A 15,185-nucleotide genomic window follows, 5' to 3' on the forward strand; every position below is an offset into this window, starting at 1 on the left:
GCCGCTTAAGATGAAAACCCTGATGAGCCAGAGCCTCCACTAGATCAGGCCGCCGAACTGCTCAAAACCTCTGACGACGGACAGTATCGCCTGTCAGCAGCTTCAGGGCTTCTACTTTGCACGCCCACTCAATCCGGCAGATCTCGCACACTATTTCATAGATCATTTCCGCAAGACCAAGATGCGTGTTGCGGATGTTCCAGGTGAAGCAGACCAAGAGCTGATCGAAGCGCCTGGCGCAGCCTGATCCCGACTCTTCTGATCTTGCCCAGCCAGCGCCCCATTTGGCCGCTAAGCGCCGGACAACATCAGAAACATTTCGGGAATACACAATGAGCCAACGCAACTTTCGGCGCGCCGCCTTTGCCTTGAGTACCCTTGCCTTCACGGCAGCATTGCCGACGCTTGCTCAAGCCCAATGCGGCAGCGCCTCTTGGTATGCGCTGACATCCACGACAGCATCCGGTGAACGCATGAACCCGGCCGCAATGACGGCAGCCCACCGGAAACTGCCTTTTGGTACCAAGATCAAGGTTACCAATGCCGCCAATGGCAAAGCCGTCGTCGTTCGCATCAACGACCGCGGACCTTTTGCCAAAGGTCGAATTCTCGACCTCTCGAAGGCAGCCGCATCAAAGCTCGGCTTTATCAGAGCCGGCCACACCAAAATCTGTCTTGAAGCTGTGAAATGAGCCCGGCCGGGATCGGTTCCATCCGATCCCGTCTGATGCTTCAAACAACCACTGCGGGATCAAGCCTTCCATTGACGGGCATGTCGATGAGAAACAGCTTTCCCGCCTCGGGGTCAGCGCCGCGAGCGGCTTCGTCCAATCCCGCAGCCGCGGATGTAACAGCAAGCCGCTCGGCGTTGTCTCCTATAAAGACCGGACAGGTGGCCTGTCGTGCGGGAATGGTGACCGAGCGCAAGAACTGACCATCCGGTGACCATGCATCCAGCCGTGCACCGCCCCAGCGCGCATTCCAGACCGTGCCCTCCGCATCACAGACTGATCCGTCTATGCCGCCAACCATCTCGTTTCCTTCGACGGTTAGGATGGGCTCATCGACCGGCAGGCCGGTATCCGGGTTGCACGCAACGCGATACATACGGTTTGAACGGGTATCGGCGAAATAGGCGATCGCACCATCCGGCGAGAAACAAATCGAATTGGGTATCGTGATGCGTGGATAGAGCTGCCTCAGTTCGCCCGCGCGATACCAATAAATCGCTCCGGCCTCATCCTCGGCATTCTTGCCCATGGTCCCGAACCAAATGGCGCCACTCGGATGCACGCGTGCATCATTGGAGCGGGTCTGCGGGTTGTCTTCTTCTGCCGCACAGAGAACTTCCCACTCACCAGACTGGCGATTGCGCAAGTGCAGTCCATGCTCTGTCACGAACAACTGCTTTTCATCATCCACCCGCGCGATGGCGCTGGCCAGGAAGGGCAGTTCCAGAACATTGGTCTCGTGGCTTGCCAGATGCAGGGAGTGCAGGCGGCTTGCAACGATGTCAAACCAGTAGAGCGTTTGCGTTTCGGCCTCGTAGCTTGGCCCCTCGCCAAGCTCGCAAACGGTCTCGCAAAGCACGGATACGGCTGGTTCACTCACAGGATGCCTCCATCCACGATCATTGTCTGGGCCGTCATGCCGCTTGCGGCCTTCGACGCCAGGAACAGGCACGGACCGACCATGTCTTCCGGCTCAAGCGTACGCTTCAGACACTGGCGTTCAAGGGTGTTTTCGACCCCTTCCTTCGTGACCCAAAGCTCCTTCTGGCGCTCGGTCATCACCCAACCGGGCGCGATGGCGTTGACGCGGATGCCGTGCGGCCCCAATGCGCCTGCCAAGCCCTTCGTCAAACCGACAATGCCCGCCTTTGCCGCCGTGTAGGCGGGCATGGCATGGTGGTTGAGCATGTAGGACGTCGAGGTGAAATTGACGATGGCGCCGCGTCCGGCCGCCTTCATGCCGCCAACCACAGCCTGGACCGCAAAGAATTGCGGCTTCAGATTGATGGCGTGATTGTTGTCCCAATATTCAGGAGTTACCGCCTCGATCTCGTGACGGTCGTCCCAGGCGGCGTTGTTGACCAGCACCATGACCGGTCCATGAGCCTGTTCGGCCTTGGCAGCCGCCTCCTTCAGCGCGTCAATGTCACGAAGGTCGGCCTTGAGAAAAAGGGGCGTACGCGCGTAGCGCTTTTGGAGTGTTTCGCAGAGGTTGCGACTTTCATCTTCGGCAATGTCGATAAATGCGACCTTGGCACCCTGGGCGACAAACCCCTCGGTCAAGGCTGCGCCAATTCCTGAACCGCCTCCGGTGATCAGTACAGACAAGTCCTTGAGATCGGAATACTTCGTTTCCGGCTCCATGCGCCCCTCCTCGTTTGGAATGTAAACGGCACGAATGGCCGCCTGCGCACCGGTTCTAATCAACCGCGCAGCATTTGTCAGGCTCTCTCGGGCGAAACTAGCGGATCATTGCGTGCGGCAGTGGCGGCTTTGTACGCATGTTGCGGAGATTCTGGCGCAGAAAGGCCGAGGTATCTTCCGCGTTGCATGGCTTTCCGAACAGATAACCCTGTCCACCGGCACAGCCGAACTCCACAAGCCGTGCGGCCTGTCCTTCTTCCTCAATGCCCTCTGCAACGACCTCCATGCCCAGTCCCTCGCACATGGCAAGAATGGCACGAATGATGTGCTCGGAAGGACGGTCGTCAAGGATGGATGAGACGAAGGCGCGATCGATCTTCAACTTGTCGAAGGGGAAATCGCGCAGACGCCCCAGGCTCGACTGTCCTGTCCCGAAATCATCAAGCGAGACGCGGATCCCCATGCTCTTCAGCTCATGCACGATCTTTTCGGCCGATGCCGGATCGGTCATCAGGCCCGTCTCGGTGATCTCGATCTCCAGACGGCGTGCACTGAAGCCGGTCCGCTCCAGGATAGACAGCACCTGAAGGCCGGTATTGTGGTCGACCAGCTGTGAAGGCGACAGGTTGAAGGAGAGGAAGAGATGTTCCGGCCAATCGCGGGCTGCCTCGGTTGCTTTCCTGAGTACCAGTTGCGAAAGCTGGCCTATGATGCCGCGTTCTTCGGCAATCGGGATGAAGACGCCGGGGGAAACGAAGCCCAGATCACGATCAGTCCAGCGCGCCAGCGTCTCGAAGCCGATCGTTTCGCGGGTCGCCAGATCAACAATGGGCTGGAAATGCGGCTCGACCTCGCCGGCAGCTACGGCCCGGCGCAGTGCCTGCTCGATGCGGGTGACGCGTTTGGCGGCTTCCTCCATCTCGCGGGTATAGACGACCACCCGCCCTCGTCCCGAGCGCTTGGCCTGATAGAGGGCCGTTTCGGCCTTGTTGACCAGAAGGTCGGCTGTTTCTTCCTCCGAGTAATAGAGGGAGCAACCGGCCGATGCCGAAAGGCGGGCAGTGCGGTAGCCGATGTCATAGGGTGCCGACAGGATTTCAATCAGCATCCGCACATGGTCTTCGGCGGATTCCTCGCTAAAGACCATGGGATACAGCACCGCAAATTCATCCGCGCCGATGCGCGTCACGGTGGAGTGGTCATCCATTGCAGCCCGAAGACGCATTGCGACCTGTTGCAGGATTTCGTCGCCAGCGCTGCGCCCGAACAGATCGTTGATTGGCTTGAAGCCGTCGAGATCAAGAATGGCTATGGCGAAGGGAGCGGGATCGTCAGCACGATCTGCGATCAGCCGTCCCACCTTGTCATAGAAACGGCGCGCATTTCCCAGACCGGTCAGATGATCGGTCAGCTGCAACTCTTCTCCCGAAAGTGCAGAGGCTGAAGCAGCCTGGCTGGAAGGCATGATTTGTTCCTGCTTCTCATTTGTTACCGGTAACAATGAAGGCGAAATATTGACGAAACGTATCGCCCATAACAATTTCGTGAGATTTTCTTCGCTGGTGAATTTTTCGCCCGCGTTGCGGGCCTTTTTCGCGAAGCTGCCCTCCTTGACACGGAGGGTGCGGCGGCGTCATCTGCCGCCCAGTTTTCACGGAGCCTGCACGATGTCTTTGAAGATCGCATTCCAGATGGATCACATCTCCACCGTCTCCATCGCCGGTGACACGACATTTGCACTGGCCCTGGAAGCGCAGGCACGGGGACATCAGCTCTTTCACTACACGCCAGACCGCCTGTCGCAGCTTGGTAAAAAGGCGCTGGCCGTCCTTGAGCCGATGGAAGTTCGTGACGTCCAAGGCAATCACTTCACGCTCGGCGAAGCCCGGCAGATGGATCTGGCGGAAATGGACGTGGTGCTCTTGCGCCAGGACCCGCCCTTCGACATGAATTACATCACCACCACCCACATACTGGACCTGATCCACCCCCAGACACTGGTGGTCAATGATCCGGCATGGGTGCGCAACAGCCCGGAAAAGATCTTCGTCACCGAATTTGCAGATCTGATGCCTGAGACGCTGATCACCCGCGATGCGGAGGCAGTGAAGGCCTTCCGCAAGGAGCACGGGGACATCATCGTGAAGCCGCTCTACGGCAATGGCGGCGCGGGCATATTCCATCTGCAGGAAGCGGACCGCAACCTCTCCGCACTGCTCGAAATGTTCATGCAGGCCTTTCGCGAGCCGTTCATCGTGCAGCGCTATCTGAAGGAAGTGCGCGGCGGCGACAAGCGCATCATCCTGATCGAAGGCGAACCCGTCGGTGCCATCAACCGCGTACCAGCAGAGCACGATTCGCGCTCCAACATGCATGTGGGTGGCCGTGCGGAAGCGACCGAACTGACCGAGCGCGAGCGGGAAATCTGCGCACGCATCGGACCTGCACTGCGCGAGCGCGGCTTTGTGCTGGTTGGGATCGATGTGATCGGTGACTATCTGACCGAGATCAATGTGACTTCACCCACAGGCGTGCGCGAGGTGCAGAAATTCGGTGGAGCGGACATCGCAGCACTCTTCTGGGATGCCGTTGAGAAGCGTCGACAGGCCTGACCGCAACGAGCGCAGCCACGCAATATCTCCACTTCTACGAGAAGTTTGTTCCCATAACGTTCTTGCACCGACCCGCCTGACGTGCTTTCATCGCGCCGATTGCAACCACTTGTTGGCTGCTTGGGAGAGACCGGGGGCGGTTTGGGATGGTATCGCGGGTTAGAACGATCGCGTTTCAGGGCATCGAGGCAGTGCCTGTTGATGTGCAGGTCATGGTCGCGCCCGGAAAGATGGGCATGCAGATCGTGGGCCTTGGTGACAAGGCGGTGGCCGAAAGCCGGGAGCGGGTGCAGGCCGCACTTCATGCATCAGGCCTCTCCATGCCGCCCAAAAAGGTGACGGTCAATCTCGCGCCTGCCGATCTCCCGAAAGAAGGCAGCCATTATGACCTGCCCATCGCACTTGGCCTCATGGCAGCACTGGGTGCCATACCGTCCGACGCGTTGGAAGATTACGTTGTATTGGGCGAACTTGCGCTTGATGGCGGTGTGGCGCGGGTGGCAGGCGTGCTGCCCGCCGCCATTGGCGCAAATGCAATGGGCCGAGGTCTGATCTGTCCGCACGCCTGTGGCTCTGAAGCTGCATGGGCCGGTTCAGACATAGACATTCTGGCACCGCGCAGCCTGATCGCGCTGGCCAATCATTTTCGTGGCACGCAAGTGCTTTCGCGTCCTGAAGCCGCACTTGGGCCCGCGGCAACCGCGCTGCCCGACCTTGCGGACATCAAGGGGCAGGAGAGTGCGAAGCGCGCGCTGGAAGTTGCCGCCGCCGGAGGTCACAATCTTCTGATGGTCGGGCCACCCGGAGCGGGCAAGTCCATGTTGGCCCAGCGACTTCCCTCGATCCTGCCGCCGCTGGAACCGAAAGAGCTTCTGGAATGTTCCATGGTGGCTTCCATCGCAGGCGAACTGGCGGACGGACGTCTCACCGATCGGCGCCCATTCCGCGCGCCCCATCACTCGGCATCTATGGCTGCGATGGTTGGCGGTGGCACACGCGCCCGCCCCGGAGAGGTTTCGCTCGCCCATCACGGCGTGCTTTTCCTCGACGAACTGCCCGAATTCACGCCGCAAGTGCTCGATTCCCTGCGCCAGCCGCTGGAAACCGGTGAATGCGTGATCGCGCGCGCCAGCCACCGCGTCAGCTATCCCGCACAGATCCAATTGATTGCAGCGATGAACCCCTGTCGCTGCGGCATGGCAGGCGAGCCAGGCCATCGCTGCGCCCGCGGCCCGCGTTGCCAGAGCGAATATCAGGCGAGATTGTCGGGTCCCTTCCTTGACCGCATCGATCTGCGCATAGAGGTTCCGGCCGTTACCGCCGCAGACCTGATCACGCCTGGAAAAGCCGAGCCCAGCGCGCTGGTGGCCGAACGCGTTGCCATGGCGCGGCACATGCAACGGCAGCGTTTCGTGGAGCGCGGCTTGCCCGGCTGGACGACCAATGCACGCTGCTCTGCAGCGCTCATCGAAGAGGTTGCCGTTCCCGACAGGGACGGTGTGGCGCTTCTGCAGGAAGCAAGCGAAAAGCTGGCTCTCTCCGCCCGCGCCTATCATAGGGTCCTGAAGGTGGCACGTACCCTTGCGGACCTTGATGGTTCCGAACATCTCGGCCGCATCCATTTGGCAGAGGCAATCGGTTATCGCATGGCCGCGGGAAAAGTTGCGCAAGCCGCCTGAGTGAACCCTCTCGGTTACCTTACCCGAGGTGCACAATACACAGCCGCACGGGTCTGGCTGCGGAGGGCCTTGCGGTTTCGAGAGAGTGTGAAGCCGCACAACTCATCTCTGGCTCCGGCGAAGTGACAAGCGGCAGATCAAGAGCGCTTCGGCCTTCTGATACTGACGCGCTGTTGCCAACCCCTTTCGCCGGCATTCACTCTACAGGTAGCTGGCCGAGGCAACGAACTATTGCCTAACCGCAATAGTAGGCGCGCACGCCTCCCCGCCCGGGCTTCTCTTGACGACCCCTACAAGACATCCCGGTGGCCTTGTCAGGCAGCGCAACCGCTTGCTGTTTGCGGAGAACGGTCGGGCCCCTGCATAGCGTTAGACTCCGGAGCGATGGCTTTCGGTGTAAAGCGAGCGCGCCCGGGCCGAGAGCGAGTGCGGAGCGCTTCGGTGGTATTGGCAGCTCCGATGAGCTCGATTGCATCCATTTGACAAGGCAACGAGCTGTCGCATGGCCGCAAGGAAAGGGGGTGCAAGCTCTTAAGGTCACACGAGGCAGCCTGCCAAGTTCGGCCAATCGCTGGAAAGCTTCTGCAGTGCGTGTCTGCCGCTTGTGGCTCGTCCATTGGCAGTTCTCACCTCAAATACTGGAGCTACAAGACTGGCCGGTCAATTACATCCGGGGTTATCGGCGATTACCGTTCTGAAGTTTCAGATGAAGTGCGAGAACCTTCGCCTTCTCTCAGATCCAGAACGCAAACTTCTTCTGATATATTTGTTATACTCATTTGATTTTTAGGGCTAGGACTGACGGCATATCTGCTGACGATCAGAGGCTCCCGCAAGCAGACTGCAGCTTGCGTGTATAGTGTCGAGTTCGTCCTGAAGATCCGGAGGGTTTCGCTGCCTCTGCAAGATGACGTGCCGGAAGCACCTTCCGATGCACTTGATCTGGTTGGCTTCCTTGGCGAACGTGTCCAGGCCGTGAAGGAACTGCTCTCGCCTCACGGTCGGAAACGGCTGCCTCGGCAAGCATCGACCCGTGGCTTAGGATGTAGTTTCAGCAAGCAGCTTGGGGTCCAGGACTGACCCCATCCGTCTCCTTCAGAGCATAACGCGGCATCTCTCTCCAGCGTGAGGTGCAGCTTCGATGAAGCTGTATCACCGATGCTATACCAGCAGGGCAGGTTGGATCTGCGCCTGGCACTGTCCACGCGCCGAAAGCGATGTTGGAAATTGCTCTCGATCGCCAATGGCCCTCGTTGCGGGCCAAGGTGAACATTGCTTGCCTCTATCCTTTTATGCCCGCGCCTTGTTTGCAGTTGGCATTCCAACTGAAGCGGGGAGGCGCAGTTCTGACCGCAGCCTCACGCGTGAAGTGCCGTCGCTGCTCCAGATCTGGTAAAAAGCGCATCAGCGCCCTGTCGGAGTTGATATATCTCCGGTTTGGGAGCTTGTTCCGAGCGCAGAGCAGGCCGATGCGGCCAATGCGCAATCACCGCTATTGAAAAAAGGGCGCAGCCTGGCTGCGCCCTCTCTGCCCCACCCATTCAACGGATGAGCTACTGTCGCACTGCACCAACAAGTGGATTGGTGCTTTCGCGCAGGCTCACCCACTGCCCCGTATGCTCGCTCGACTGGCGCTTCAGGAAGCGATAGCCGGTCTGATTCCAAAGGCGAACATCATTGCGCAGATTGTCGAGAATGAAGTCGCCCTTGTCGGTGCGCACGGTCAGCACCGCATGGCCCTCTCCGTCACGCTTGCGGACGACCGTGATCAGGAGATTGCCCAGCGAGATGCCCGCACGATTGAGCATGCGGCGCTTCTCCAGAACGAAATCCTCGCAATCACCCACACCCTTGACCGGATAGGTCCACACCTCTTCACGACCATAGATGTCGATATCATTGAGAGGCTTCACCGCCCGGTTCACGCGGCTATTCACCTGCTGCAGCTTGCGCATCAAACCGTTTGTCATGCGCGCAGGCTGGATCTTGCCGACGCGCATGGCACATTCTCGTGGATTGGCCTTGCAAAAATCATAGTGGCCGATCGGCTGTGAGGTTTTGCCCCCGGTGGCCAAAGCGGATGTTGCGCCGGCACTGCCTGCCGACAAGGCACTTATGACCAATGAAAACGCAACTGCAAACCCAACCCTCTGAGAAGCCATTCCGCCGCTCCCAATTTATTTAGTTTCTTAACACTAAGTTAAGGAACCAAACGGAGGGGCTGTCAATTAGAGTGGCGGATTAATGTGCCTTTTGCGGCTGAAAGGCGGGTGGAAACAGTTCATCCCACAGCATTGTTGCATAAATGCTATAGATTATTGCCGTGCCTGAAGCTGATATTTCGCATTTACACCAGAAAGTAGCGAATCAAGAGGGATGACTACAAAACCACCCCGTTAACCTTTATTAATCATGACTGTTCATGAAGCTTATTATTCGGGGTGCAATGCTTTCTTTGAACCGACTTCCGTTGAAAACGCCATAATGCCCCACTTCGGGCTGCAGGTGATGGGCGCGTTTGGCTTGGGAGAGATTTCTACACAGCTCATGAGCGGCGTGGGTCTGCCCTACACCTGAGATGTCATCCATTTCACCCTCGACGGTCATCAGAGCCGTATTTGTGACCGCGGAAGGATCGACTGGTTCCCCGCGATGCGTCATCGCGCCGTTCGGCAGAGCGTGGCTGATAAAGACCGTTTCCACCGTCTGGAGATAGAACTCGGCCGTCAGGTCCATCACCGCAAGATACTCGTCATAGAACTCGCGGTGCTTCTCAGCAGGCTCGCCGTCATTCTTCACAAGGTGGAGAAAGAACTCGCGGTGCGCGTTGAGATGACGGTCGAGATTCATGCTCATGAAGCCTGAAAGCTGCAAAAAGCCTGGATAAACATCGCGCATCACCCCGGGATTGGGCCAGGGCACCTGCATGATGACATTGTTTCTGAACCAGTCGATGCCACGCTCCTGGGCGAGGCGGTTTACCGCGGTCGGGTTTCTGCGCGTATCAATCGGCCCCCCCATCAGCGTCATGCTGGCCGGAGCGTTCTCGTCACCGCGTGCTTCCATGAGGCTGACAGCGGCAAGAACCGGCACGGAAGGCTGGCAAACGGCCATGACATGTGTTCCTGGCCCCAGATGGGACAGCATTTCCATGACATAGTCGATATAATCATCCAGATCGAACTGCCCCTGTGAAAGCGGCACCATCCGCGCATCAACCCAATCGCTGATGTAGATGTCGGCATGAGGCAACATTGCCTCGACCGTTCCGCGGAGCAATGTCGCGTAGTGCCCCGACATCGGCGCAACGATGAGTACACGTGGCTGGTGCGGACCTTCAGCCTCCTTGCGAAAATGCAGAAGCTGACAGAAGGCCTTCTTCCAGACCACTTCCTGCCTGACAGGGACATCCTCTCCGCGGACCGTGGTCCGGTCTATGCCGAATTGCGGCTTGGCATAGCGGCGTGTCGTACGCTCGAATAGTTCGGCTGCAGCGGCCATGGAGCGGCCAAGAGGTGTAGCCGAAGCAGGATTTTCGGGATTGCCATAGAACTGGCGCATCGCTTCCGCGCAAGCACGGGCCGGCTGCAGCGCCGCATGGTTCATCTCAAAAAGGTGGTAGAACATGGTGCCCCTTTAGCAAAACCCTTCATAAAAAAGGGTTTGCGTGGCTGAGGGGCCGCTTCTTCCAACAGCTCAGCTTAATGAGGGAGGTTGGCCCGGATTTCCCGCAGACACTACCAGCTTTATGCTGCAATGCAACATACGGGCAAAACCAGCGGCTATTCGCCTATGCCTCATAGCCTTCGATGATGATGAGATCCGCCTGCGAAACCTCGCGGCGAATGGCTTTCGCGGCCTGGTACTCGGGTGAGGCATAGCAAGCGCGGGCGTGCTCCATATCCGGGAACTCGATCACCACATTGCGGCTTCTGCCCGAGCCCTCCATCACCTCATAGTCGCCGCCACGGATCACAAAGCGGGCGCCATAGCGCTCGAAGGCAGGCTTGGCGGTGGAGACATAATCCTTGTAGCGTTCCGCATCTCGAACATCGACACGGGCGATCCAATAGGCTTTCGGCATTATCGCCCCCTTCAGGCTGCTGCTTCCATCTCGGCAAGAATGGCGCTTGCTGCCGCCCTGGGGTAATCCGCAGCAATAATTGGGCGGGCAACCACGAGATGGCTTGAACCAGCGGCGATGGCATCGGCGGGCGTTACCACACGCTTCTGGTCGCCACGCGCCGCACCGGCGGGCCGGATGCCCGGCGTGACCACGGCAAGTTCATCGCCCACAATGGCGCGTACCGCCTTTGCTTCCGCAGCCGAGCACACAAGTCCACCCATGCGTGCTTCACGCGCCTGACGGGCGCGGCGCAGGACAAGTTCTTCCGGTGAAATGCTGTAGCCTGCATCTTCCAGATCGGCCGCGTCCATGGAGGTAAGAACACTGACGCCAAGAAGGCAAAGGCCAGACCCTTTGGCTGCCTCGACCGCGGCCTGCATGGCCTTGGGATAGGCATGGATGGTCAGCATCGTCATGCCCATCTTCGCAATGTTCTCGACTGCCTTGGCAACGGTGTTGTCGATATCGAGCAGTTTCATGTCGAGGAAGACCTGCTTGCCGTCAGCAGCAAGATCGCGCGCGAATTCCAGGCCACCGGCGAAAGCGAGCTGATAGCCAACCTTGTAGAAACCAACTGCATCGCCCAACTGATTTACCATGGCTTCAGCTTCAGCCACGGTCGGGATATCCAGCCCCACGATCAGCCGGTCGCGCATGTCAGCCGTCATAATTCAAGTCCTTCTCTGCCGTACCAGGCTCGCTGCTTCCAGAAGCGCGCGGCAAGTGGTTGCCATTTTTTTGGAGGTTGCTTCATCTGTCAGATTGCCTGCCTCGTCGAATGCCTCCTGCGCACGCCCTACGGAACATTGGGCAGAGACGATTTCGGCCTGGCAATGCACCAGAACCGCGCGCAGGTGGTTGGCTGCGCGGATGCCCGCGAAGGCACCGTTCGAGGATGAACATATGGCCCCTGGTTTGCCGGAGAATGCACGAATGGCGCGGCCGGAACTATCCTGCTTCACACGGCTGATCCAGTCGATCGCGTTCTTCAGAAGCGGAGGCAGCGAGGCATTGTATTCAGGTGTGGCAATGAGAAAGCCGTCATGCGATGCCACCAGCGAGGCGAGCTTGACCGCATTGTCGGGTACGCCCTTCTCACGCTCGAGATCCTGATCGAATATCGGCAGCGGGTAGTCGGCGAGTGAAATGCGGGTGACTTCCGCCCCCTGCAGGGCCAACTCACGCGTGGCGGCATCTGCTGTGATGCCGCTTAATGCGTGAGCGCGGATTGATCCGGCGAAAACGAGTATGCGTGCCGTCACGACCGCTCCTTTCAGCTTCCTGGCAGCCGGTATAGTAGCTGCCGGATGCAATGCAAGCCGTACAGATCAACTCAGCTGCGCAGATCCCGGCGATAGACCCAAAGATGCGCCGGCGGAATGTTGCGCACGACAAAGTCGAAACGCTCAACGCTGTAGCTGCCCCGATTGGCCGGTATTGGAGAAAGCGCCCCATAGGTGATTTGCACCACGGGTCTGCCGGCAGGCATCAGGTCCAGCAACTGCTCAAGCAGCGCCACGCGCTCTTCGGGCGGAAAGTTGAGCATCGGAATGGCCGAGATGACGCTGTCAAACCGGCGGCGGCCTTTCCAAGGCGCCAATACCTTATCAAGTTCGAACGCGCTGCCGTGGATGAAATTTACGCCCGGCATGTCGGACTTCAGGCGCTCTACGAAATCCGCCGAATATTCGACTGAGATCAGGTTTTCCGGCTTCACGCCGCGTTCGAGTATGGCCTTGGTGATGACGCCAGTGCCCGGCCCCAATTCCAAAACTAGGTCCTGCGTGTTTTCAGTAATGACAGAGGCCATGCGTCGGGCCGTGATACCGCTGGTCGGAGCGATAGCGCCAACCGCCTTGGGCTTGTCCATCCAGCCGCGGAAAAACCGCAACTCTTCGTCAAACCGCTTGGCGAGCGACTTGCGCATCCCGGTATCTTTACCCATTCATGTCCTCTCCCAAATCGCGCGCTCCGCACCCTACTCGCTGAATGACTCGAAGAAGTCCTTCATGCGCGAGAAAAAGCCGGTTGATTGCGGGCTGTTCTCCTTAGAAGATATTCTTTCAAACTCTTCAAGCAAGTCCCGCTGTTTCTTGTTCAGGTTCTGCGGCGTTTCTACGGCGACCTGGATGTAAAGATCACCAACCTGCGGCTGGCGCAGAATGGGCATGCCCTTGCCGCGCAGGCGGAACTGACGGCCGTTCTGCGTGCCTTCCGGCACTTTTACGCGTGTCTGCGTGCCGTCCAGTGTTGCAACCTCGAAGGCACCACCAAGGGCTGCTGTCGTCATGGAGATGGGAACCTTGCAGTAAAGATCGGCGCCGTCGCGCTGAAAGAATTCGTGCGGCTTAACAGAGAGGAAAATATACAGGTCCCCCGAGGGGCCACCGCGCAAGCCCGCTTCGCCCTCGCCAGCAAGGCGGATACGCGTTCCGTCCTCGATGCCGGCTGGAATATTGACCGAGAGCTGACGCTCCTCGGTGACGCGGCCCTGGCCGGAGCACTTGGCGCAAGGATCCGAAATCGTCTGGCCGCGGCCATGACATTGCGGGCAGGTGCGCTCGATGGAGAAGAAGCCCTGTGCCGCACGCACACGGCCGGAACCGTGGCACAGGCCGCACTGGCTTGGAGAAGTGCCGGGTTTGGCACCGGAGCCTGAACATTCGTCACAGGCAATGGAGGTCGGAACATGGATCTGGGCGGTCTTGCCGGTGAAGGCCTCCTCCAGACTGATCTCCATGTTGTAGCGAAGATCGGCGCCGCGGTCGCGGCTTGCGGAACGGCGCTGGCGCGCGCCCATCATGTCGCCGAAAATATCCTCGAAGATGTCGGCAAAGCCGCCACCGCCGAAGCCTTGGCCGCCGCCCATGCCACCATTCTCGAAGGCCGCATGGCCAAAGCGATCATAGGCCGCACGCTTCTGTGGGTCGCGCAGCGTCTCGTAGGCCTCGTTGATTTCCTTGAACTTGCGCTCCGCCTCTTCATCACCGGGATTGCGGTCCGGGTGATACTTCATGGCGAGCTTGCGAAATGCGCTCTTAAGTTCTTTCTCGTCGGCGTTTCGCGACACGCTGAGCGTCTCGTAAAAGTCTGCCTTCATGAATTTGCGACTCGCTGGTTAAGCGGGAGCGATTGCCGCTCCGTGTTTCGTGCACGCAATTTAGGTATCGCTGCAGGCGAATGCCATAGTTTCCGTGAGATTGCCAGCCGATCACGGCCTGCTTGCGCTCACAGACCTGGAGAAACCGCACCTTTGGGCTTGTGCAAACCAGACCAGACAAGAAGCCGGTCCGCGATCCGGTTCTCAAAAAGCACGAAGGAAAGGATCGCCACCCCCACCGTGATGACCATTACCGCCGCGACATAGACGAAGAAAACGCCTGCGGGCGCCCCAAGCAGGTACTTGTTCCAGATGTAGGAGAAAAAGATGCTCTCGGTGACCGGGTGCCACAAATAGACGCCGAATGAGACTGCAGCCGCAGGGCGAAGAAACGCCGGATAGGTATATCTTTCAGGCTCGACCAGTTCGGCAAGCGCCGCCAGGTAGACGGCCAGAGCAAGTACGGCGATGGAAACATAGACACTGATATCGAGCGTCATCAGCATGCAGGAGACAAGAAGCGCAATCCACGCCGCGAGACGGCTGCCGGAGCTGTGCAGCGGCCATTTGCGTGCCAGCATGGCAAGCAGAGCACCAAGGGCGAAATCCGCGAAGACCCTGTATGCGCCCCAGGTGTCGGCATAGACCCAATGCGTCTCGGGCATCAGCCCGCTGGCAACTAGAAATTCGAGGCCGCCATAGCTGGCAATCGTCATCAATGCCAGGCCCGCCAGCCCGGCAATCCGCCATGCAAGTGCCAGGATGGGCAGGAGCAGATAGGCCAGCCACTCGCCCGACAGTGACCAGGAAACGTAATTGAATGTCAGATTGTCGTTCAGGCCCCAGCCCTGCATGAGCAGGAGATTGGTGAGAAGCGTTTCCCATTGAAACAGATCCAGTCCGCCACCCGTGTTGGAAAGGCCCAGCTCCACGGCCAGACCCACAGCCACAAAGTAGCTCAGTGTCACAAGATGCAGCGGATAGAGGCGGACGAGGCGCTTGAAGAGGTATGCTCCATAAGCGCGCGCTTCCAGCACACGTTCGCCGTAGCGATCAAAGATCAAAAAACCGGAGATGATGAAGAACAGGTCGAGTAGCGGGCGCAGCAGCTCCAGACCATCCTTGACCCAAAGGGCGTCGGACGGCGCAAAATGCCCGAAGTGATAGAGCATGATCAAGAGAGCGGCCATGAACCGCCAGATCTCGAACAGGCGATAGCGGATCATCTGCAGCCCCGGCCTGACGTAACGGGAGCGGATGATCTGCCACAAATGTTAATTCCAAGATAAAGGC

14 protein-coding genes are annotated in these 15,185 nt (G+C 58.9%); 3 read left to right on the forward strand and 11 right to left on the reverse strand.

The window, feature by feature from the left end; genetic code table 11:
* The first annotated feature begins 332 nt into the window (after positions 1-332).
* Positions 333-692 (forward strand): septal ring lytic transglycosylase RlpA family protein, encoded by a 360-nt coding sequence (locus WA367_RS01250; protein ID WP_336055496.1) that lies wholly within the window; start codon positions 333-335, stop codon positions 690-692.
* Positions 693-732: 40 nt separating this feature from the next.
* Here the strand turns inward: WA367_RS01250 and WA367_RS01255 are convergent, their stop codons facing one another.
* The 3 genes from WA367_RS01255 to WA367_RS01265 all read right to left on the reverse strand — a co-directional run bounded on the left by WA367_RS01255 (position 733) and on the right by WA367_RS01265 (position 3,840).
* Positions 733-1,611 (reverse strand): SMP-30/gluconolactonase/LRE family protein, encoded by an 879-nt coding sequence (locus WA367_RS01255; protein ID WP_336054991.1) that lies wholly within the window; start codon positions 1,609-1,611, stop codon positions 733-735.
* A complete protein-coding gene (locus WA367_RS01260; RefSeq protein ID WP_336054992.1) occupies positions 1,608-2,375 on the reverse strand; it encodes an SDR family NAD(P)-dependent oxidoreductase in 768 nt (255 codons plus the stop codon). Before WA367_RS01260 ends, WA367_RS01255 begins: the two co-directional genes overlap by 4 nt.
* Before the next feature lie 97 nt (positions 2,376-2,472).
* Positions 2,473-3,840 (reverse strand): putative bifunctional diguanylate cyclase/phosphodiesterase, encoded by a 1,368-nt coding sequence (locus WA367_RS01265; RefSeq protein ID WP_336054993.1) that lies wholly within the window; start codon positions 3,838-3,840, stop codon positions 2,473-2,475.
* Between the two features lie 202 nt (positions 3,841-4,042).
* On the opposite strand from WA367_RS01265, the gene gshB reads away from it, so the two are divergent.
* Entirely contained in the window at positions 4,043-4,987 is a 945-nt protein-coding gene (gene gshB, locus WA367_RS01270; RefSeq protein ID WP_336054994.1) for a glutathione synthase, read from the forward strand.
* 146 nt (positions 4,988-5,133) lie between these two features.
* Complete coding sequence (locus WA367_RS01275; protein WP_336054995.1) at positions 5,134-6,666, forward strand: YifB family Mg chelatase-like AAA ATPase; 1,533 nt, start codon at positions 5,134-5,136, stop codon at positions 6,664-6,666.
* 1,553 nt (positions 6,667-8,219) lie between these two features.
* On the opposite strand, the gene WA367_RS01280 is transcribed toward WA367_RS01275, so the two are convergent.
* The 8 genes from WA367_RS01280 to WA367_RS01315 form a co-directional block, all read right to left on the reverse strand.
* Positions 8,220-8,828, reverse strand: a complete 609-nt coding sequence (locus WA367_RS01280; RefSeq protein WP_336054996.1) for a transglutaminase-like cysteine peptidase — start codon at positions 8,826-8,828, stop codon at positions 8,220-8,222.
* Positions 8,829-9,072: 244 nt separating this feature from the next.
* A complete protein-coding gene (locus WA367_RS01285) occupies positions 9,073-10,293 on the reverse strand; it encodes a polyhydroxyalkanoate depolymerase (protein WP_336054997.1) in 1,221 nt (406 codons plus the stop codon).
* 163 nt (positions 10,294-10,456) lie between these two features.
* The gene (locus WA367_RS01290) at positions 10,457-10,750 is read right to left on the reverse strand and encodes a DUF1330 domain-containing protein (RefSeq protein WP_336054998.1); all 294 of its coding nucleotides are present in this window, start codon (positions 10,748-10,750) and stop codon (positions 10,457-10,459) included.
* An 11-nt stretch (positions 10,751-10,761) separates the two neighbouring features.
* Positions 10,762-11,460 carry an orotidine-5'-phosphate decarboxylase gene (gene pyrF, locus WA367_RS01295; protein ID WP_336054999.1) on the reverse strand — a complete coding sequence of 233 codons (699 nt, stop codon included), beginning with the start codon at positions 11,458-11,460 and terminating at the stop codon, positions 10,762-10,764.
* A 3-nt stretch (positions 11,461-11,463) separates the two neighbouring features.
* Positions 11,464-12,054: an NADPH-dependent FMN reductase gene (locus WA367_RS01300; protein WP_336055000.1), complete on the reverse strand. Its 591-nt coding sequence runs from the start codon at positions 12,052-12,054 to the stop codon at positions 11,464-11,466.
* Positions 12,055-12,125: 71 nt separating this feature from the next.
* Positions 12,126-12,737, reverse strand: coding sequence for a phospholipid N-methyltransferase PmtA (gene pmtA / locus WA367_RS01305; protein ID WP_336055001.1), 612 nt, complete (start codon positions 12,735-12,737; stop codon positions 12,126-12,128).
* Between the two features lie 33 nt (positions 12,738-12,770).
* On the reverse strand, positions 12,771-13,892 hold the full coding sequence (gene dnaJ, locus WA367_RS01310) for a molecular chaperone DnaJ (protein ID WP_336055002.1): 1,122 nt from the start codon (positions 13,890-13,892) through the stop codon (positions 12,771-12,773).
* A 128-nt stretch (positions 13,893-14,020) separates the two neighbouring features.
* Positions 14,021-15,163, reverse strand: coding sequence for an acyltransferase family protein (locus WA367_RS01315; RefSeq protein ID WP_336055003.1), 1,143 nt, complete (start codon positions 15,161-15,163; stop codon positions 14,021-14,023).
* Between the last annotated feature and the right edge of the window lie 22 nt (positions 15,164-15,185).

This window comes from Nitratireductor sp. CH_MIT9313-5 (assembly GCF_037029545.1).
Taxonomy (GTDB): Bacteria; Pseudomonadota; Alphaproteobacteria; order Rhizobiales; family Rhizobiaceae; genus Chelativorans.

Coding starts and splice junctions, on each gene's coding strand:
- WA367_RS01250 (WP_336055496.1), top strand. CDS start 333: ATGAGCCAACGCAACTTTCGGCGCGCCGCCTTTGCCTTGAGTACCCTT.
- WA367_RS01260 (WP_336054992.1), bottom strand. CDS start 2,375: ATGGAGCCGGAAACGAAGTATTCCGATCTCAAGGACTTGTCTGTACTG.
- WA367_RS01265 (WP_336054993.1), bottom strand. CDS start 3,840: ATGCCTTCCAGCCAGGCTGCTTCAGCCTCTGCACTTTCGGGAGAAGAG.
- gshB (WP_336054994.1), top strand. CDS start 4,043: ATGTCTTTGAAGATCGCATTCCAGATGGATCACATCTCCACCGTCTCC.
- WA367_RS01275 (WP_336054995.1), top strand. CDS start 5,134: ATGGTATCGCGGGTTAGAACGATCGCGTTTCAGGGCATCGAGGCAGTG.
- WA367_RS01280 (WP_336054996.1), bottom strand. CDS start 8,828: ATGGCTTCTCAGAGGGTTGGGTTTGCAGTTGCGTTTTCATTGGTCATA.
- WA367_RS01285 (WP_336054997.1), bottom strand. CDS start 10,293: ATGTTCTACCACCTTTTTGAGATGAACCATGCGGCGCTGCAGCCGGCC.
- WA367_RS01290 (WP_336054998.1), bottom strand. CDS start 10,750: ATGCCGAAAGCCTATTGGATCGCCCGTGTCGATGTTCGAGATGCGGAA.
- pyrF (WP_336054999.1), bottom strand. CDS start 11,460: ATGACGGCTGACATGCGCGACCGGCTGATCGTGGGGCTGGATATCCCG.
- pmtA (WP_336055001.1), bottom strand. CDS start 12,737: ATGGGTAAAGATACCGGGATGCGCAAGTCGCTCGCCAAGCGGTTTGAC.
- dnaJ (WP_336055002.1), bottom strand. CDS start 13,892: ATGAAGGCAGACTTTTACGAGACGCTCAGCGTGTCGCGAAACGCCGAC.